Genomic DNA, 17,907 nt, shown 5'->3' on the forward strand with positions numbered 1-17,907 from the left:
GGTGTTAATGCACTTATGTCGAGCAGAGTAGTCGAATTAACTAAGTTCGTGTGGATGAATGCGGTGTGTCGCACCTCACTGTCCAGCGCAGGAGACGCCCACCGCGGTCTCGCATGACGGACTATCGTGAGAAGAGCGCCCAGGCCGGGAGGGTCGGACCGACCCGACCGAAACGCGATCCAGGCCTTCGCGGGCCCCGAGTACGATCGCGGGGGCAGGTGCTCCAGACGTCGAAGGTGGCAAGGTGTCCAAGCAGGTCAAGCAGCTCGATCGGGTGATCATCCGGTTCGCGGGCGACTCCGGTGATGGCATGCAGCTCACGGGGGACCGGTTCACCCAGGAGTCGGCGGTGTTCGGCAACGACCTGGTGACCCTGCCGAACTTCCCGGCCGAGATCCGCGCCCCTCAGGGCACGCTGCCGGGCGTCTCCTCGTTCCAGGTCCACTTCGCCGACCACGACATCCTGACCGCGGGCGACGCCCCGGACGTGCTGGTCGCGATGAACCCGGCCGCGCTCAAGGCCAACCTGGGCGACCTGCCCAAGGGTGCGACCATCATCGTCGACAGCCACGACTTCTCCGGCCGCAACCTGACCAAGGCCGGCTACGACTCCAACCCTCTGGACGCCCTCGAGCAGGGCGGCGCCGGTGGCGAGCTGGGCGAGTTCCACGTACACCCGGTCGACCTGACGGGCATGACGGTGGAGGCGGTCAAGGAGTTCGGGCTCTCGCGCAAGGACGCGGCGCGTGCCAAGAACATGTTCGCCCTCGGGCTGCTGTCCTGGATGTACGGGCGGCCCACTGAGTCGACCATCGCGTTCCTGACGAAGCGGTTCGCCAAGGTCCCCGACATCCGCGACGCCAACATCACCGCGTTCAAGGCCGGGTGGAACTTCGGTGAGACCACGGAGGCCTTCGCGGTCTCCTACGAGATCAAGCCGGCCCCGGTCTCGGCCGGCACCTACCGCAACATCACCGGCAACCTCGCGCTGTCCTACGGCCTCGTGGCCGCCGGGGTGCGCTCGGGGCTGCCGATCTTCCTCGGGTCCTACCCGATCACCCCGGCCTCCGACATCCTCCACGAGCTGAGCAAGCACAAGTCGTTCGGCGTGACCACGCTGCAGGCCGAGGACGAGATCGCCGGCGTCGGCGCCGCCATCGGCGCCTCCTTCGCCGGCCACCTGGGGGTCACCACCACCTCGGGTCCCGGCATCGCGCTGAAGTCGGAGGCCATCGGCCTGGCCGTGATGACCGAGCTGCCCCTGCTCGTCATCGACGTGCAGCGCGGCGGCCCGTCGACGGGACTGCCGACCAAGACCGAGCAGGCCGACCTGATGCAGGCGATGTTCGGCCGCAACGGCGAGGCGCCGGTGCCGATCATCGCCCCGCAGTCGCCCGGCGACTGCTTCACCGCCGCGGTCGAGGCCGCCCGGATCGCGATCACCTACCGGACGCCGGTGATGCTGCTCTCCGACGGCTACCTGGCCAACGGCTCGGAGCCGTGGCGCATCCCCGAGATCGACGATCTCCCCCTGATCGACCCCGCCTTCGCGACCGAGGCCAACCACGTCGTGACCCCGGCCCGCACCGCGGAGGACGGCACCGTCACCGCGGAGGAGAAGGACTTCTGGCCGTACCTGCGCGACGAGGAGACCCTGGCCCGCCCCTGGGCCGTGCCCGGCACGGCGGGGCTCGAGCACCGCATCGGCGGGCTGGAGAAGGGCGACGGGCACGGCAACATCTCCTACGACCCCGCCAACCACGACCTGATGGTGCGCACGCGCCAGGCCAAGGTCGACCGCATCGCCGCCTCGCTGCCGCCGCTCGAGATCGACGACCCGTCCGGCGAGGCCAAGGTGCTGGTGATCGGCTGGGGCTCGACCTACGGCCCGATCGGCGCCGGCTGCCGGCGCGTACGCAAGGCCGGCTACCACGTGGCTCAGGTCCACCTGCGCCACCTCAACCCGTTCCCCTCCGACCTCGGCGACATCCTGCGTCGCTACGACAAGGTCCTCGTCCCCGAGATGAACCTCGGCCAGCTCTCCACCCTGCTGCGCGCGAAGTACCTCGTCGACGCCGTCGGCTACAACCAGGTCAACGGCATGCCGATCAAGGCCGCCGTCCTCGCCGACGCGATCGGCGCCCTGGTCGCCGAGGCCGAGGGCATCGAGGTCGACCTCACGCCTGAGGAGGCACCCCAGTGACCACCGACACCACCACCGGACTGCCGTTCCCCGGGGTCCGCTCCGGGATCGAGCTCGTCCCGACCAACGACGCGCCCCAGACCGGCAAGGAGTACACCTCCGACCAGGAGGTCCGCTGGTGCCCGGGCTGCGGCGACTACGCCGTCCTGAAGGCGGTCCAGGGCTTCCTGCCCCAGCTCGGGCTGCGCCGCGAGAACATCGTCTTCGTCTCCGGCATCGGCTGCTCCAGCCGGTTCCCGTACTACCTCGACACCTTCGGCATGCACTCCATCCACGGCCGCGCGCCGTCGATCGCCACCGGCATCGCCACGGCGCGCGAGGACCTGTCGGTGTGGGTCGTCACCGGTGACGGAGATGCCCTCTCCATCGGCGGCAACCACCTGATCCACGCCCTGCGCCGCAACGTCAACATGACGATCCTGCTGTTCAACAACCGGATCTACGGCCTCACCAAGGGCCAGTACTCCCCCACGTCGGAGACCGGCAAGGTCACCAAGTCGACGCCCATGGGCTCGCTGGACCACCCCTTCAACCCGGTCTCGCTGGCGCTCGGCGCGGAGGCGTCGTTCGTGGCCCGCACGATCGACTCCGACCGCAAGCACCTCACCCACGTGCTCTCCGCGGCCGCCGCCCACCGCGGCACCTCGCTGGTCGAGATCTACCAGAACTGCCCGATCTTCAACGACGGCGCGTTCGACGCGATCAAGAACAACGACACCAAGGCCGACGCGATCATCCCGCTCGTGCACGGCGAGACGATCCGCTTCGGCGTCGAGGGCTCCAAGGGCCTGATCCGCGACAGCGTGACCGGCGGCGTCAAGGTGGCGCTCGTGGCCGAGGTCGGCGAGGACCAGCTGCTCGTCCACGACGCGCACAACCCGGACCCGTCCACCGCGTTCGCGATCAGCCGCCTCACCGACTCCGGCTACCTCAACCAGTCGCCCATCGGGATCTTCCGCCAGGTCGAGCGGCCCACCTACGACGACCAGGCGCGAGCCCAGATCGCCACCGCCAAGGCCGACGCCCCCGGAGACCCCACCGAGCGCCTCGACGCGCTCATCAACTCCGGCGACACCTGGACCGTCGTCTGAGGTCTGAGCGCGGGAGCCGAGCTTGCTCGGATCCCGATCAGCGAAGAGGTTGAGGAGGCCCGGGCAGACCCGAGCTTGCTCGGGGCTGGCCGGGCCGTCTCGAAACCCCGTGAGCCGAGAGGCGACCTCACCCCAGCGCGGCGGGACGAGACGCCACGAGGGCCCCGCCGAAACCGGCAGGGCCCTCGTGCTGTGCAGGGGTGGACTCAACGACGGACGATGCAGCCCGCCCACTTGTTGGTCGCCTTGTGGGTGGCGTTCGCGGGGACGTAGATGCGGAAGCAGTCACCGACCTTGCCGCCGAACTTGAAGTTGAAGCGGCCGGCCTTGGTGGTGCGCTGCTGCTTGAAGCTCTTGAACCCGCAGCGCTTGCAGGCCTTCTTCTGCAGCTTGACGACCTTGTTCTTGGCGGTGACGACCTGGCCCTTGACGTAGAACTTGCCGTTCTGGCCGCCTCCCGAGAGCTCCTTGAAGACGTGGAATTTGCGCGCCTTCTCCGTGGAGCGTTCGGTGGCCGAGGCCGTGCCGGTGGACAGGGTTGCGCCCAGCATGACGAGGGCGGCGATCAGGGCAGTGACGAGGCGGATGGTGGACCGCATGGTTTCTCCTAAGAATGGGGGATGACGCACCCTAGTCCTATCCACGCCGTCACCTGACTAAACCCCTGCTCTCAGCAGTTTTCTCGGGCGCAGGCGAGCCACACTCGGCCCTCGAGCCGGGGCAGGTCGCCGGCCGCCGGGGCGTAGCCGCGGTAGCGCCACACCGGACGCTTCGTGCGCGGGAACTCGATCCGGAAGACGAAGCGTCCCTCGGCGTCGGCGCGGCGCCCGACCAGACGCGGGGTCCCCATGGCGCTCACCCTATGCTCGGGCCGTGTTGGAGGCCAGGAAGGGACTGCTCCTCGGGGTGGCCGCCTACTTGATGTGGGGCGCCTTCCCGCTGTACTGGCCGCTCCTGGAGCCGGCCGGGGCCTTCGAGATCCTGGCCCACCGGGTCCTGTGGTCACTGGTCACCATGGGACTCGTCGTCGTGGCGCTGCGGCGCGGCTCGCGGGTCCGCGCGCTCGCCCGAGACCGTCGGGTGCTGGCCCTGCTCGTGGTGTCGGCGGCGAGCGTCACGGTCAACTGGGCGATGTACATCTGGGGCGTCAACAACGGTCGCGTCGTCGAGGCCTCGCTCGGCTACTTCATCAACCCGCTGGTGACGGTGCTGATGGGCGTGCTGCTGCTGGGCGAGCGGGTGCGCCGCCCACAGTGGCTGGCGCTCGGGGTGGGGCTCCTGGCGGTGCTGGTGCTCACGTGGGACTACGGGCGACTGCCGTGGCTGGCGCTGGTCCTGGCGCTCAGCTTCGGCATCTACGGGCTGGCCAAGAAGACCGCCGGGGTCGGTGCGATCGAGGGGCTCGCCGCCGAGACGCTGCTGATCGCGCCGTTCGCCGCCACCTACCTCGCCTGGCTCGGGACGCGCGGCGATGCCCACTTCGGCTCCCACGGAGCCGGGCACGCCGTGCTGCTCATGACCACCGGCATCGTCACGGCCATCCCGCTGCTGTGCTTCGGCGCCGCGGCCACCCGCATCCCCCTGGTGTCCCTGGGCCTGCTGCAATACCTCGCCCCGATCCTGCAGTTCGGGCTCGGGGTGTTCTGGTTCCACGAGGACATGCCGGCCGGCCGCTGGGCCGGGTTCGCGCTCGTCTGGCTGGCCCTCACCGTCCTCACGGTGGACGCGGTGCGCCACCGCAGCCGCCAGCTGGCGCTCGCAGCGCGGTCGGCGACAGCCGGGTAGACCTGCTACGCGGAGCGGACCGCGACGATGTCCGCGAACGCCTCGAGTGCCTCACGCACCGAGCCCTCCGGCAGCACGGTGAGCTGCGCCTTGGCCTCCTCGGCGCGGGCGACGACGTAGGCCTGCGCCTCCTGCATGGCCGGGTGCTTGCGCAGCAGGTCGAGCGCCTCGGCGTGCAGAGCGTCGTCGGTCAGGTCCGCGTCGAGGAGCTCTCGCAGCCGGGCGTCGGCCGGGTCGTTCGAAGCACGGGCCATGAGGACCGGGAGCGTGGGCACGCCCTCGCGCAGGTCGGTGCCGGGGGTCTTGCCGGACTCGGCGGACTCGGAGGCCACGTCGAGGATGTCGTCGGAGAGCTGGAAGGCCGCGCCGACGATCTCGCCGTACGCCGTCAGGGCCTCTTCGACCTCGGCGCTGGCGCCACCGAAGCGCGCGCCGTAGCGGGCCGAGGTGGCGATGAGGGAGCCGGTCTTGCCCGCGACGACGTCGAGGTAGTGCTGCAGGGGGTCGTCGCCGGGCCCCGGCGCGACGGTCTCGAGGATCTGGCCCTCGACCAGCCGCGTGAACGTCTCGGCCTGGATGCGCACGGCGTCGGCCCCCAGGCGGGCGGTCAGCTCGGAGGACTTCGCGAACAGGAAGTCCCCGGTCAGGATCGCCACGTGGTTGTCGAAGCGGGAGTTGGCCGAGTCGGCGCCGCGGCGCAGGGACGCCTCGTCCATCACGTCGTCGTGGTACAGCGACCCCACGTGGGTGATCTCCACGACGCAGGCGGCGGTGACGACCTCGTCGGCGCCCGCGCGATGGCCCGCCTCGGCCGCGAGCAGCACCAGCAGCGGGCGGAACCGCTTGCCGCCGGCGGAGAGCAGGTGGCGCGCCGCCTCGGTGACGTACGGCGCCCGGCTCTGCGCGTGCTCGAACAGCGCCGCCTCGACCACCGCCATCCGCTCGCGCAGGCGCGCCGCCAGCGCATCGTCACTGATGGGCAGCGCCAGGTCCGCGGCGGGGTTCGAGCTCACCTGATGAAGTCTCCCGCATTCGTCACGAGATCCAGCACCGGGCCCGGCACGACGCCGAGGACGAGCGTGGCGACGGCGCACACCGTGATCGTCACGGTCGTCAGCGGCGAGGCCGCGGTCACCGCGGCGACCTCCCCCTCCGGGTCGCTGAAGAACATCAGCCGGATGTGGCGGATGTAGAAGTACACCGCGATGATGCTCGCCAGGATCGCGACCAGCACGACCGGCCACGCCCCCGCCGACATCGCGACCGTGAACACCGCCCACTTGCCGACGAAGCCGGCCGTCAGCGGGATGCCGGCCATCGACAGCAGGAAGAACGCGAAGGCCCCGGCGATCCACGGCGAGCGCCGGCCCAGACCGGCCCAGCGCGGGAACGTCGTCGCCTCGCCACCGGAGTCGCGCACCACTGTGACGATGGCGAAGGCGCCGACCGTCGCGAAGCCGTAGGTCGTGAGGTAGAACAGGACCGACTCGAGCGAGGTGACCTGGCCGTCCGCGAGCTCGCCCGCCGCCTGGACACCGAGCATGCCCGTGAGCAGGAAGCCGGTGTGCGAGATGGCCGAGTAGGCCAGCATCCGCTTGACGTCGGACTGCACGATCGCCAGGACGGCGCCCACGAGCATCGTGAGGATCGCCACCGCCCACATCATCGGCTGCCACGTCCAGCGCTCGAGCCCGAAGCCGACGTAGAACAGGCGCAGCAGCGCGCCGAAGGCGGCGACCTTGGTGCCGGCCGCCATGAAGGCGGTGACCGGCGTCGGGGCGCCCTGGTAGACGTCGGGGGTCCACGAGTGGAACGGAGCCGCACCGACCTTGAACAGCAGGCCGACGGCCAGCATGCCCATGCCGATCAGCAGCAGCGTCTGGTTTCCGACGTCGTTGCGGACGGCCTCGCCGATCTCCGCGAGCTGCATCGAGCCGGCGAAGCCGTAGACCAGCGCGACGCCGTAGAGGAAGAACCCGGAGGAGAACGCGCCGAGCAGGAAGTACTTGAGCGCGGCCTCCTGGCTCAGCAGCCGGCGGCGACGCGCGAGACCGCAGAGCAGGTACAGCGGCAGCGAGAGCACCTCGAGGGCCACGAACATGGTCAGCAGGTCGTTGGTCGCCGGGAACAGCAGCATGCCGGTGACGGCGAACATCAGCAGCGGGTAGACCTCGGTGTGGTCCAGCCCGCGCGTGGACGCCTGGCGCTCCGCCTCGGTGCCGGGCAGTGCCGCGGCCTGGCCGGCGAAGGCCGACACCCCGACCTCGAGCCGGCGCTCGGCGAACAGGGCCACGCCGCCGATGGCGAACACCAGGATGAGGCCCCAGAGGTAGACGGCCGGACCGTCGACGACCAGCGTGTCGGAGGCGCCGAGCAGGCCGCGCGCGGCGCCGCCCCCACGCTCGGTCAGGTCGGTGGCGACCCAGATCGTCGCCACCAGAGCGGCGACCAGCCCGACCCCGGCCAGGGCGACCTGGACCAGGTAGCGCCGCTCGCGCGGCAGGAACGCCTCGGCGATGACCCCGAGGCAGGCCGTGGCGAAGACGATGAGCAGCGGTGACAGCTCGAAGTACTCGATGGTGGGCTTGACGAACTCCATCAGTGCTCGCCCCCTTCCTGGGAACCGGCAGGTACGTCGGGCTCGTCGTCGCTCACGCCCACGTGGACGAGGAGCGAGTCGATGGTCGGGTTGGCCACGTCGAGCAACGGCATCGGGTAGAAGCCGAAGAGCACGAGCGCCAGCATCAGGGGCACGACCGCGCCGACCTCACGCCGGTCGAGGTCGGGGGTGGTCTCCAGCTCCGGGAGGCCGGGGCCGGTGAAGACCCGCTGGTACATCCACAGCACGTAGATGGCCGCGAGCACGATGCCGGTGACCGCCACGGCACCGACGTACCAGGCGTAGTCGAAGGCCGACAGCAGCACCAGGAACTCGGAGATGAACGGGCTGAGCCCCGGCAGGCCCAGGGTCGCCAGGCCGGCGATGAGGAACAGCCCGGCGAGTACCGGGGTGGCCTTCTCCAGCGCGCCCATCTGGCTGATCAGCGTGGTGCCGCGGCGCCGGATCAGGTAGCCGGCCAGCAGGAACAGCGCGGCCGTGCCGAGGCCGTGGTTGACCATGTACAGGATCGCGCCGGAGCCGCCCTGCGTGGTCATCGTGAAGACACCGATGGTGATGAACCCGAAGTGGCTCAGCGAGGTGAGGCCGATCAGGCGCAGGATGTCGTCCTGGCCGATCGCGAGCAGCGCGCCGTAGACGATCGAGACGAGTGCCAGGACGATCACCAGCGGCGTGGCCCACTCCGAGGCCTCCGGGAAGATCCCGAGGCAGAAGCGCAGCATCCCGAAGGTGCCGATCTTGTCGAGCACGCAGACCAGCAGCACGCTGACGCCCGGGGTGGCCTTCTCGGTGGTGTCGGCCAGCCAGGTGTGGACCGGGAACAGCGGCGCCTTGATCGCGAAGGCGATGAAGAACCCGGCGAACAGCCAGCGCCCGGCCTCGGTGGAGATGTCGAGCTCGGCGAGGTCCGAGAGCAGGTAGGACGGCGTGCCCTGCTGCGCGGAGACGACGTAGAGCCCGATGACCGAGGCCAGCAGCACGAGCCCGCCGGCGAGCTGGAACATCAGGAACTTGACCGCGGCACCCCCGCGACCGGCCTTGCCGTAGCCGCCGATCAGGAAGTAGGCGGGGATCAGCGTGGCCTCGAAGACGACGTAGAAGAGGAAGACGTCCGTGGCGCAGAAGACGGCGAGGGAGAGCGCCTCGAGGGCCAGGGCCCAGGCGAAGAACGCGCGGGTGTTGCCCTCGTCCCCGTCGAACCAGCCGGCCACGAGCACGATCGGCACGAGGACGACCGTGAGCAGGACCATGAGCAGGCCCAGGCCGTCGACGCCGAGGGCGTAGTTGACGCCGAACGCCTCGATCCAGGTGTGCTGCTCCTGCAGCTGCATGCCGCCGTCGACGTCGTACTGCAGGGCGATCACGACGCCGAGCGCGAGCGTGAGCAGGGAGACCCCGACCGCGGCCACCTTGGTGACGGCGGGGGGTGCGAAGCCCACGACCAGCGCACCCACGAGGGGCACGGCGATCAGCAGGGTGAGCCAGGGGAAGTCGTTCATCCGAGGTTCACCGCCAGCAGGGCAAGCACGACGAGGAGCACGCCGGCGAGGAGGGAGAGGGCATAGGAGCGCACGAAACCGTTCTGGATCTTCCGTAGCTGTCCGCCGATGCCGGAGACCGCGAGCGCGCCCCCGGTGAAGGCACCGTCGGCGCCGTGGCGGTCGAACGTGAGCAGGCCGCTGACGAGGTGGCGGCCGGGGTTGATGACCAGGCCCTCGTTGATGGCGTCGCCGTAGAGGTCGGCGCGTGCCGCCCGGGTGGCGAAGGAGACGTCCTCGGGCGGGGTCAGGGCGATCTCGCGCTTGGCCACGAGGAACCAGGCGAGGGCGACCCCGACCGCGACGACCAGCACCACGATGCCGGTGATGGCGAGCGCCGGGAGCGGCGGCTCGTGGTGCTCGACGTGCCCGACCACCGGCGAGAGCCAGTCGACGATCCAGTCGCCGAGCAGCAGGACGCCGGCGAGGACCGACAGCGCGGCCAGCACGATCAGCGGGACGGTCATGACCGCCGGCGACTCGTGCGGGTGCACGCCCTCGCGCCAGCGCTTGTTGGTGAAGAACGTCATCAGCATCAGCCGGGTCATGTAGAAGCCGGTGATGCCGGCGCCGAGCAGGGCGGCCAGGCCGACCACGAGGTTCTCGGTGAGGGCGACCTCGATGATCTTGTCCTTGGACCAGAACCCGGAGAAGCCGGGGAAGCCGATGATGGCCAGGTAGCCCATGGCGAAGGTCAGGAAGGTGACCGGCATGGCGTGCCGCAGGGCGCCGTAGCGGCGCATGTCCACGTCGTCGTCCATGCCGTGCATGACCGAGCCGGCGCCGAGGAACATGTTGGCCTTGAAGAACCCGTGCGTGAGCAGGTGGAAGATCGCGAACGCGTAGCCGGCGGTGCCGAGACCGGCCGCCAGCATCATGTAGCCGATCTGGCTCATCGTGGAGCCGGCCAGCGCCTTCTTGATGTCGTCCTTCGCGCACCCGAGCACCGCACCCCACAGCAGCGTGACGGTGGCGACGATGACCACGGCGGTCTGGGCGGCAGGGGCCAGCTCGAACACGAAGTTGGAGCGGACGATCAGGTAGACGCCCGCGGTCACCATCGTGGCGGCGTGGATGAGCGCCGACACCGGGGTCGGGCCCTCCATGGCGTCCAGCAGCCAGGCCTGCAGCGGCACCTGGGCGGACTTGCCGCACGCCGCGAGCAGGAGCAGCAGGCCGAGCGCGTTGAGCGTGGCCTCGGAGGCGCCCGAGGACGCCTCACTGATGCCGCTGAAGCTGGTCGTGCCGAAGGTGACGAAGAACAGGAAGATCGCCAGGGCCATGCCCATGTCGCCGACCCGGTTCATCACGAAGGCCTTCTTGGCGGCGGCCGCGGCGGTGGGCTTGTGCTGCCAGAAGCCGATCAGCAGGTACGACGCCAGGCCGACGCCCTCCCAGCCGAGGAACAGGCCGACGTAGTTCTCCGCCATCACCAGCATCAGCATGGCCGCGACGAAGAGGTTGAGGTAGCCGAAGAAGCGGCGACGGCGCGGGTCGTGCGCCATATAGCCGATCGAGTAGACGTGGATCAGCGTGCCGACGCCGGTGATCAGCAGCAGGAACAGCGCCGACAGCGGGTCGTAGAGCAGGTCCATGCCGACGTCGAGACCGCCGACGTGGATCCAGTCGTAGAGGTGCTGCGAGATCTGTCGCTCGTCCTCGCCGCGGTCCATCAGGGACAGGAACATCAGCAGGCTCACGACGAAGGAGCCGGCCGCCGTGGCGGTGCCGAGCAGGTGGCCCCAGCGGTCGGTCAGCCGACCGCCCAGCAGCAGGACGACGGCGCCGGCCAGCGGCAGCGCGATCACGAGCCACATCAGGGAGAAGATCCCGTCGGCGGAGGTCGGGTCGACCACCGGGATGTGGGCAGACTCAGTCAAAAGATGCATCTCGGACGTGGCCCTCTCAGAACTTCAGCAGGCTCGCGTCGTCGACCGAGGCCGAGCGTCGCGTCCGGAAGATGGTCATGATGATCGCGAGCCCGACGACGACCTCGGCGGCGGCCACGACCATGACGAAGAACGCCGCGATCTGCCCGTCGAGGTTGCCGTGCTGCTTGGCGAACGTCACCAGCGCGAGGTTCGAGGCGTTGAGCATCAGCTCGACGCACATGAACACCACGATGGCGTTGCGCCGGGTCAGGACCCCGACGCACCCGATGGTGAAGAGGATCGCCGACAGGACGATGTACTCGTTCACGGCTGCTCCTCAGTGTGGGCGGTCGCGCCGCCCTTGCCGCTGGTCTCGGGAGTGGCGTCGGGGCGCGACTGGTCGTCGTAGCCCAGCGAGCGCTGGACCTCCTCGATGTCGTCGGCGAGGTCCGGGGCGCTGCGCACCGTGCCGCGCGCGGCGAGGACCCGCGAGACCGAGGCCTCGGACGCGGTGCCGTCGGGCAGGAGAGCCGGGGTGTCCACCGCGTTGTGGCGGGCGAAGACGCCCGGCGAGGGCAGCGGTCCGAGATGGGTGCCCTTGTCGGCGTAGTCACGCAGGCGCTGCTGGGACAGCTGGGCCTGGCCGGGCTTGGGGGTCAGGCGCTCGCGGTGGGCGAGCACCATCGCTCCGAGGGCGGCGGTGATCAGCAGGGCGCTGGTGGTCTCGAACGCGAAGACGTACCGGGAGAACAGGACGTCGGCCAGGCCCTGGATGTTGCCGCCGGCGTTGGCCCGCTCGAGGCCGACCGCGGTGCCGAGGGTCACCTGTCCGAGCCCGATGACCAGGGTCAGCCCGAGCAGCAGACCGCCCAGGATCGCGAGCACCCGCTGGCCGCGGATGGTCTCCACGACCGAGTCGGAGGCGTCGACGCCGACGATCATCATCACGAACAGGAACAGCATCAAGATGGCGCCGGTGTAGACGATGATCTGCACCGCGAACAGGAACGGCGCCTCGAGCACCGCGTAGAGCACCGCGAGGCTGACCATCACGACGGCCAGCAGCAGCGCGGCGTGGACGGCCTTGCGCACGAAGAGGATGCCGAGGGCGGCCAGCACCATCACCGGCGCCAGGATCCAGAAGGCGGTCACGACGTGGCCTCCCCACGGGCGGCGGGGGCGGGCGCGGCGAACTCGCCGCGGTAGTAGGCGCCCTCGTCGTCGCCGAGCAGCATCGCGTGCGGGGGCTGCTCCATGCCGGGCAGCAGCGGAGCCAGCAGGTCGGACTTCTCGTAGATGAGGTCGGCGCGGTTGTCGTCGGCCAGCTCGTACTCGTTGGTCATCGTGAGCGCGCGGGTCGGACAGGCCTCGATGCACAGCCCGCACAGGATGCAGCGCAGGTAGTTGATCTGGTAGACGCGGCCGTAGCGCTCCCCCGGGGAGAAGCGCCCGTCCTCGGTGTTCTGGTCACCCTCGACGTAGATGGCGTCGGCGGGGCAGGCCCAGGCGCACAGCTCGCAGCCGATGCACTTCTCGAGGCCGTCGGGGTAGCGGTTGAGCTGGTGCCGGCCGTGGAAGCGCGGAGCCGTCGGTGACTTCTCGAACGGGTACTGCTCGGTGACGACCTTGCGGAACATGGTGCGGAAGGTGACCCCGAACCCCGCGATGGGGTCCCAGAACTGCTCCTTCACGCCGCGGGACTCAGCCATCTGCGTGTGCCTCCTTGCCCGCGCCGGCGTCGGCGGAGCTCGAGATCGGGGTGTCGAAGGTGAGCGGGGCAGCGGCGCCGCGCACCGGGCCGCCCGCGGGCATCGCGGGCACCGGGAAGCCGCCCGGCGTGGGCTCGGCGACGACGGGGGTGTCGTCGATCTCCTCGCGGTCCTCGCCGAAGAGGAACAGCAGGAGGAAGAGCACCGCGAGCACGCCGATGCCGATCAGCAGGTACTGCCGGTCGATGCCGTCGTCGAGCGAGAGCGTGCGGATGGTGGCGACCGCGATGATCCAGACCAGAGCGATCGGGATGAGGCGCTTCCACCCGAACGCCATGAACTGGTCGTAGCGAAGACGCGGCAGCGTCCCGCGCAGCCAGATGAAGAGGAAGATGAAGACGAACATCTTGCCGAAGAACCAGATGACCGGCACGTAGCCCTCGTTGGCTCCCTCCCAGATCTCGTCGATCCAGAACGGGGCGTGCCAGCCGCCGAGGAACAGCGTGGTGGCGAGCGCCGAGACCGTGGCCATGTTGATGTACTCGGCCAGGAAGAACAGCGCGAACTTCAGCGAGGAGTACTCGGTGTGGAAGCCGCCGACCAGCTCGCCCTCGGCCTCGGGGAGGTCGAACGGCGCGCGGTTGGTCTCCCCCACCATCGCGATCACGTAGATCACGAACGAGGGGAACAGGATCAGCCCGAACCACAGGTCGTCCTGGGCCGCGACGATCCCGGAGGTCGACATCGAGCCGGCGTAGAGGAACACCGCGACGAGCGCGAGGCCCATCGCGACCTCGTAGGAGATCATCTGCGCGCTCGAGCGCAGGCCGCCCAGCAGCGAGTACGTCGACCCGCTGGCCCAGCCGCCGAGCACGATGCCGTAGATGCCGATCGACGCGATGGCCATCACGAACAGCACGGCCACCGGCATGTCGGTGAGCTGGAGGGGGGTGGTCCGGTCGGTCCAGGGCAGCCCGACCTCCGGGCCGAACGGGATCACGCTGAACGTCACGAACGCCGGCACGGCGGCGATGACCGGCGCCAGGACGAAGACCACCTTGTCGGCGGCCTTGGGGATGAAGTCCTCCTTCAGCGCCAGCTTCACGCCGTCGGCGAGCGACTGCAACAGCCCGAAGGGACCGTTGACGTTGGGGCCGATGCGGTGCTGCATGCGTGCCACGACCCGGCGCTCGAACCAGATGATGAAGAGCGTGAGCACCACCAGCACGACGAAGATCAGGACGGCCTTGACGATGACCAGCCACCACGGGTCGCGCCCGAAGGCGCTCAGGTCGTCGGCGGCGAGGACGATGAGGTCGGGAATCACGCGTCCGCTCCCTTCACGCTCACGCGGGAGCCGGGCGACGCCACGTCGGCGAGCACCCCGCGCCCGAAGGAGTTGGCGGGCAGCCAGACGACCTCGTCGGAGAGGTCCGGTGCCACGGCGGCGGGCAGCGTCACCGAGCCCCGGTCACCGGTGACGGTGATCGTGGGGCCGACCGCGTCGAAGACGGTCCGCGAGACGCGGGCCACGGTCGGTCGCGCCGTCGCGGCGAGGTACTTGTCGCCGTCCTGCATCGAGCCGTTGTCGAGCATCTGCTTCCAGGTCGCGAGGGCCAGGCCCGGCGCACCGCCCTGCCGGGCGTCCGCGGGCACGCTCGGTGCGCTGGGCCGCTCGCCGTCCCATGGGCCCATCTCGGCCATCCGCAGCCGGGCCTCGGCGACGGTGCGGAATCCGAGGACGCCCCCCGTGCCGAGCTCGGCGAGCTCCTCGGCGATCCCGGCGAGGACGCGCAGATCCGGGAGCGAGGAGGGGTTGGACAGGATCTCCTCGAAGGGACGGGTCCGGCCCTCCCAACTGACGAAGGTGCCGGCCTTGTCGGTCACCGGCGCCACCGGGAACACGACGTCGGCGGCACGGGTCACGTCGGTCTCGCGCAGCTCGAGGGCCACGACGAAGCGGGCCGCCTCGAGCGCGGCACGCGTGGCCGCCGGGTCGGCGGTGTCGTCGGGGTCGATCCCGCCGACGAGCACGCCACCGAGCTCTCCGGCCGTGAGCGCGGCGACGATGCCGGCGCCGTCGCGGCCCTCGGCGTGGGGCAGGGAGTCGACGCCCCATGCGGCGGCGGCGTCGACGCGGGCCGCGGCGTCGGCCACCGGCCGGCCTCCGGGCAGCAGGTTCGGCAGGCACCCGGCCTCGACGGCACCGCGGTCGCCGGCGCGCCGGGGCACCCATGCCAGCCGGGCGCCGGACTTGGCGGCCAGCGCGGCGGCGGCCGACAGGGCGCCGGGCACGGTGGCCAGGCGCTCGCCGACCAGGACGACGCTCGTGGCGTCCACGCCGTGGTCGGCGTGGCCCAGGAGGCTCTCGATCGCGGCGGGCTCCTCGCCCGGGGCGGTGGCGACCAGGTGGCCGCCGAGCTTCTCGAGACCACGCGAGGCGAACGGCGCGATCGCGACGACGCGGGTGCCGTGCTTCGTGGCCTTGCGCAGGCGCAGGAAGATCGCGCCGGCCTCGTCCTCGGGCTCCAGGCCCACCAGGACGACGGTCGCGGCGCGCTCCAGGTCGGCGTACGTCACGGCACCGCCCTCGGGCCCGGTGAGCACCACCTGCGAGGCCAGGAAGTCGGCCTCCTCGGCGGAGTGCGGCCGGGAGCGGAAGTCGATGTCGTTGGTGCCGAGCGCCACCCGCGCGAACATGCTGTAGGCGAAGGCGTCCTCGACGGTGTGCCGGCCCCCGAGCAGGACGGCGGACCGTCCGGCGTCGCGCAGCCCGCGGGCGGCGACGGCGAACGCCTCCGTCCACGAGGCGGGCCGAAGCGAGCCGTCCTCGTCACGCACCTGCGGGTAAGTGATCCGGTCGTCCTGGTCGGCGTAGTGGAACGCGAAGCGGTCCTTGTCGGTGATCCACTCCTCGTTGACCTCGGGGTCGTTGCCGGCCAGGCGGCGCATGACCTTGCCGCGCCGGTGGTCGACGCGGATGGCCGAGCCGCAGGCGTCGTGCTCGCCCACGGACGCCGACGAGACCAGATCGAAGGGACGCGAGCGGAAGCGGTACTCGGCCGAGGTCAGGGCGCCGACCGGGCAGATCTGGATCGTGTTGCCCGAGAAGTAGGACTGCAGCGGCTCCTTCTCGTAGATGCCGACCTGCTGCAGCGCGCCGCGCTCGATGAGCGCGATGAACGGGTCGCCCGCGATCTCCTCGGAGAAGCGGGTGCAGCGCGCGCACAGCACGCAGCGCTCGCGGTCGAGGAGGACCTGGGCGGAGATGTTGATCGGCTTGGGGTAGGTGCGCTTGATGCCGCCGGAGGCGGAGAAGCGGGACTCCCCGCGACCGTTGGTCATCGCCTGGTTCTGCAGGGGGCACTCGCCGCCCTTGTCGCACACGGGGCAGTCGAGCGGGTGGTTGATGAGCAGGAACTCCATGACGCCCTGCTGCGCCTTGTCGGCGACCTCGCTGGTGGCCTGGGTGTTGACGACCATGCCCTCGGCGACCGGGAGCGTGCAGGAGGCCTGCGGCTTCGGGAAGCCGCGGCCGTTGCCGGCGTCGGGGATGTCGACCAGGCACTGACGGCAGGCGCCGACCGGCTCGAGCAGCGGGTGGTCGCAGAACCGCGGGATCTGGACGCCGACCTGCTCGGCGGCCCGGATCACCAGGGTGTTCTTGGGGACGCTGACCTGGATGCCGTCGATGGTCACCGAGACCAGGTCGACGTCGGTCTTGTCGGGAGTGGTCGTCATGCGGAGGCTCCGGCGGTGGCGAAGGTGGTCGAGGCGGCCGGGTCGAACGGGCAGCCTCCGTGCTGGAGGTGGGCGAGGTACTCGTCGCGGAAGTACTGGATGGAGCTGGAGATCGGGCTGGTCGCACCGTCGCCGAGGGCGCAGAACGAGCGGCCCAGGATGTTGTCGCACTGGTCGAGCAGCAGGTCGAGGTCGGCCTCGCTGCCCTGGCCCTTCTCGAGGGCGGCCAGCGTCTGCACCAGCCACCACGTCCCCTCGCGGCACGGGGTGCACTTGCCGCAGGACTCGTGCTTGTAGAACTCCGTCCAGCGCAGCACGGCGCGGACCACGCAGGTGGTCTCGTCGAAGAGCTGCAGCGCGCGGGTGCCGAGCATGGAGCCGGCCGCGCCGACGCCCTCGAAGTCCAGTGGGACGTCGAGGTGCTCGGCGGTCAGCAGCGGGGTGCTGGAGCCGCCCGGCGTCCAGAACTTCAGCTGGTGGCCCTCGCGGATGCCGCCGGCCAGGTCGATCAGCTCGCGCAGCGTGATGCCGAGCGGGGCCTCGTACTGGCCGGGGCGGGTGACGTGGCCCGACAGCGAGAAGATCCCGAAGCCCTTGGACTTCTCGGTGCCCATGGAGGCGAACCACTCGGCGCCGTGGTCGATGATGCTCGGCACCGAGGCGATGGACTCGACGTTGTTGATGACCGTCGGGCTGGCGTAGAGCCCGGCGACGGCCGGGAACGGCGGGCGCAGGCGGGGCTGGCCGCGGCGGCCCTCGAGGCCCTCGAGGAGGGCGGTCTCCTCGCCGCAGATGTAGGCACCGGCACCGGCGTGGACCACGAGGTCGAGGTCGTAGCCCGAGCCGTGGATGTTCTTGCCGAGGTGGCCCGCGGCGTACGCCTCGGCGACGGCGGCCTGGACCCGGCGGATGACGTGGAGCACCTCGCCGCGGATGTAGATGAACGCGGTGTTGGCACGGATGGCGAAGGAGCTGATGATCACGCCCTCCACCAGCGTGTGCGGCGTCGCCATCATCAGCGGGATGTCCTTGCAGGTGCCCGGCTCGGACTCGTCGGCGTTGACGACGAGGTACTTGGGCCGGGGGTTGTCCTGCGGGATGAAGCTCCACTTCATGCCGGTCGGGAAGCCGGCGCCGCCGCGACCGCGTAGGCCGGAGTCCTTGACGGCGGTGATGATGGCGTCGGGACCTCCGAACTCGGGCGAGAGCGCCTTCTTCAGCGCGCCGTAGCCGCCCTGCTCCTCGTACGCCGCCAGCGTCCAGCTGCGCTCCGAGCCCCAGTTGTCGGTGAGGACGGGGGTCAATGTGTCAGCCACGAAGTGTCCTTTCCCGGTGGTTGAGGTGCGAGC

Annotated in this window: 15 protein-coding genes; 3 read left to right on the forward strand and 12 right to left on the reverse strand. The window is 70.3% G+C overall.

From position 1 onward, the window contains the following. The first annotated feature begins 205 nt into the window (after positions 1–205). Together LQ940_RS19180 and LQ940_RS19185 are read left to right on the forward strand one after the other, a co-directional pair. Complete coding sequence (locus LQ940_RS19180) at positions 206–2,203, forward strand: 2-oxoacid:acceptor oxidoreductase subunit alpha (RefSeq protein ID WP_374229500.1); 1,998 nt, start codon at positions 206–208, stop codon at positions 2,201–2,203. Next, positions 2,200–3,294, forward strand: a complete 1,095-nt coding sequence (locus LQ940_RS19185; protein WP_374229489.1) for a 2-oxoacid:ferredoxin oxidoreductase subunit beta — start codon at positions 2,200–2,202, stop codon at positions 3,292–3,294. The genes LQ940_RS19180 and LQ940_RS19185 overlap by 4 nt, the downstream gene beginning before the upstream one ends. 206 nt (positions 3,295–3,500) lie before the next feature. Here the strand turns inward: LQ940_RS19185 and LQ940_RS19190 are convergent, their stop codons facing one another. Beyond that, on the reverse strand, positions 3,501–3,893 hold the full coding sequence (locus LQ940_RS19190) for a hypothetical protein (RefSeq protein ID WP_231241597.1): 393 nt from the start codon (positions 3,891–3,893) through the stop codon (positions 3,501–3,503). 71 nt (positions 3,894–3,964) lie between these two features. After that, complete coding sequence (locus LQ940_RS19195) at positions 3,965–4,144, reverse strand: hypothetical protein (protein ID WP_231241598.1); 180 nt, start codon at positions 4,142–4,144, stop codon at positions 3,965–3,967. A 23-nt stretch (positions 4,145–4,167) separates the two neighbouring features. Here LQ940_RS19195 and rarD point away from each other — a divergent pair, with 23 nt between their 5' ends. Next, positions 4,168–5,079 (forward strand): EamA family transporter RarD, encoded by a 912-nt coding sequence (gene rarD / locus LQ940_RS19200; RefSeq protein ID WP_231241599.1) that lies wholly within the window; start codon positions 4,168–4,170, stop codon positions 5,077–5,079. A 5-nt stretch (positions 5,080–5,084) separates the two neighbouring features. On the opposite strand, the gene LQ940_RS19205 is transcribed toward rarD, so the two are convergent. The 10 genes from LQ940_RS19205 to nuoF all read right to left on the reverse strand — a co-directional run bounded on the left by LQ940_RS19205 (position 5,085) and on the right by nuoF (position 17,874). Then, positions 5,085–6,017 carry a polyprenyl synthetase family protein gene (locus LQ940_RS19205; protein WP_231241772.1) on the reverse strand — a complete coding sequence of 311 codons (933 nt, stop codon included), beginning with the start codon at positions 6,015–6,017 and terminating at the stop codon, positions 5,085–5,087. A 71-nt stretch (positions 6,018–6,088) separates the two neighbouring features. Next, the gene (gene nuoN / locus LQ940_RS19210) at positions 6,089–7,678 is read right to left on the reverse strand and encodes an NADH-quinone oxidoreductase subunit NuoN (protein ID WP_231241600.1); all 1,590 of its coding nucleotides are present in this window, start codon (positions 7,676–7,678) and stop codon (positions 6,089–6,091) included. Beyond that, the gene (locus tag LQ940_RS19215; RefSeq protein ID WP_231241601.1) at positions 7,678–9,198 is read right to left on the reverse strand and encodes an NADH-quinone oxidoreductase subunit M; all 1,521 of its coding nucleotides are present in this window, start codon (positions 9,196–9,198) and stop codon (positions 7,678–7,680) included. The genes nuoN and LQ940_RS19215 overlap by 1 nt, the downstream gene beginning before the upstream one ends. Further along, the gene (nuoL, locus tag LQ940_RS19220; protein WP_231241602.1) at positions 9,195–11,126 is read right to left on the reverse strand and encodes an NADH-quinone oxidoreductase subunit L; all 1,932 of its coding nucleotides are present in this window, start codon (positions 11,124–11,126) and stop codon (positions 9,195–9,197) included. The genes LQ940_RS19215 and nuoL overlap by 4 nt, the downstream gene beginning before the upstream one ends. A gap of 16 nt (positions 11,127–11,142) precedes the next feature. Beyond that, positions 11,143–11,436 carry an NADH-quinone oxidoreductase subunit NuoK gene (gene nuoK / locus LQ940_RS19225; RefSeq protein ID WP_231241603.1) on the reverse strand — a complete coding sequence of 98 codons (294 nt, stop codon included), beginning with the start codon at positions 11,434–11,436 and terminating at the stop codon, positions 11,143–11,145. After that, positions 11,433–12,230, reverse strand: coding sequence for an NADH-quinone oxidoreductase subunit J (locus LQ940_RS19230; protein ID WP_231241773.1), 798 nt, complete (start codon positions 12,228–12,230; stop codon positions 11,433–11,435). The genes nuoK and LQ940_RS19230 overlap by 4 nt, the downstream gene beginning before the upstream one ends. Positions 12,231–12,256: 26 nt before the next feature. Then, entirely contained in the window at positions 12,257–12,817 is a 561-nt protein-coding gene (gene nuoI / locus LQ940_RS19235) for an NADH-quinone oxidoreductase subunit NuoI (protein WP_231241604.1), read from the reverse strand. Next, a complete protein-coding gene (nuoH, locus tag LQ940_RS19240) occupies positions 12,810–14,144 on the reverse strand; it encodes an NADH-quinone oxidoreductase subunit NuoH (RefSeq protein ID WP_231241605.1) in 1,335 nt (444 codons plus the stop codon). The genes nuoI and nuoH overlap by 8 nt, the downstream gene beginning before the upstream one ends. Next, complete coding sequence (locus tag LQ940_RS19245) at positions 14,141–16,558, reverse strand: NADH-quinone oxidoreductase subunit G (protein WP_231241606.1); 2,418 nt, start codon at positions 16,556–16,558, stop codon at positions 14,141–14,143. Before LQ940_RS19245 ends, nuoH begins: the two co-directional genes overlap by 4 nt. Beyond that, positions 16,555–17,874 (reverse strand): NADH-quinone oxidoreductase subunit NuoF, encoded by a 1,320-nt coding sequence (gene nuoF / locus LQ940_RS19250; protein WP_231241607.1) that lies wholly within the window; start codon positions 17,872–17,874, stop codon positions 16,555–16,557. The genes LQ940_RS19245 and nuoF overlap by 4 nt, the downstream gene beginning before the upstream one ends. Between the last annotated feature and the right edge of the window lie 33 nt (positions 17,875–17,907).

Origin of the sequence: Nocardioides sp. cx-173 (assembly GCF_021117365.1) — a bacterium.
Taxonomy (GTDB): domain Bacteria; phylum Actinomycetota; class Actinomycetes; order Propionibacteriales; family Nocardioidaceae; genus Nocardioides.

What these genes read in the sequence shown, in the direction of transcription:
- LQ940_RS19190 (WP_231241597.1), bottom strand. Translation starts at nt 3,893, where the DNA reads ATGCGGTCCACCATCCGCCTCGTCACTGCCCTGATCGCCGCCCTCGTC.
- LQ940_RS19195 (WP_231241598.1), bottom strand. Translation starts at nt 4,144, where the DNA reads ATGGGGACCCCGCGTCTGGTCGGGCGCCGCGCCGACGCCGAGGGACGC.
- LQ940_RS19205 (WP_231241772.1), bottom strand. Translation starts at nt 6,017, where the DNA reads ATGGCGGTGGTCGAGGCGGCGCTGTTCGAGCACGCGCAGAGCCGGGCG.
- nuoN (WP_231241600.1), bottom strand. Translation starts at nt 7,678, where the DNA reads ATGGAGTTCGTCAAGCCCACCATCGAGTACTTCGAGCTGTCACCGCTG.
- LQ940_RS19215 (WP_231241601.1), bottom strand. Translation starts at nt 9,198, where the DNA reads ATGAACGACTTCCCCTGGCTCACCCTGCTGATCGCCGTGCCCCTCGTG.
- nuoL (WP_231241602.1), bottom strand. Translation starts at nt 11,126, where the DNA reads ATGCATCTTTTGACTGAGTCTGCCCACATCCCGGTGGTCGACCCGACC.
- LQ940_RS19230 (WP_231241773.1), bottom strand. Translation starts at nt 12,230, where the DNA reads ATGGTGCTGGCCGCCCTCGGCATCCTCTTCGTGCGCAAGGCCGTCCAC.
- nuoI (WP_231241604.1), bottom strand. Translation starts at nt 12,817, where the DNA reads ATGGCTGAGTCCCGCGGCGTGAAGGAGCAGTTCTGGGACCCCATCGCG.
- LQ940_RS19245 (WP_231241606.1), bottom strand. Translation starts at nt 16,558, where the DNA reads ATGACGACCACTCCCGACAAGACCGACGTCGACCTGGTCTCGGTGACC.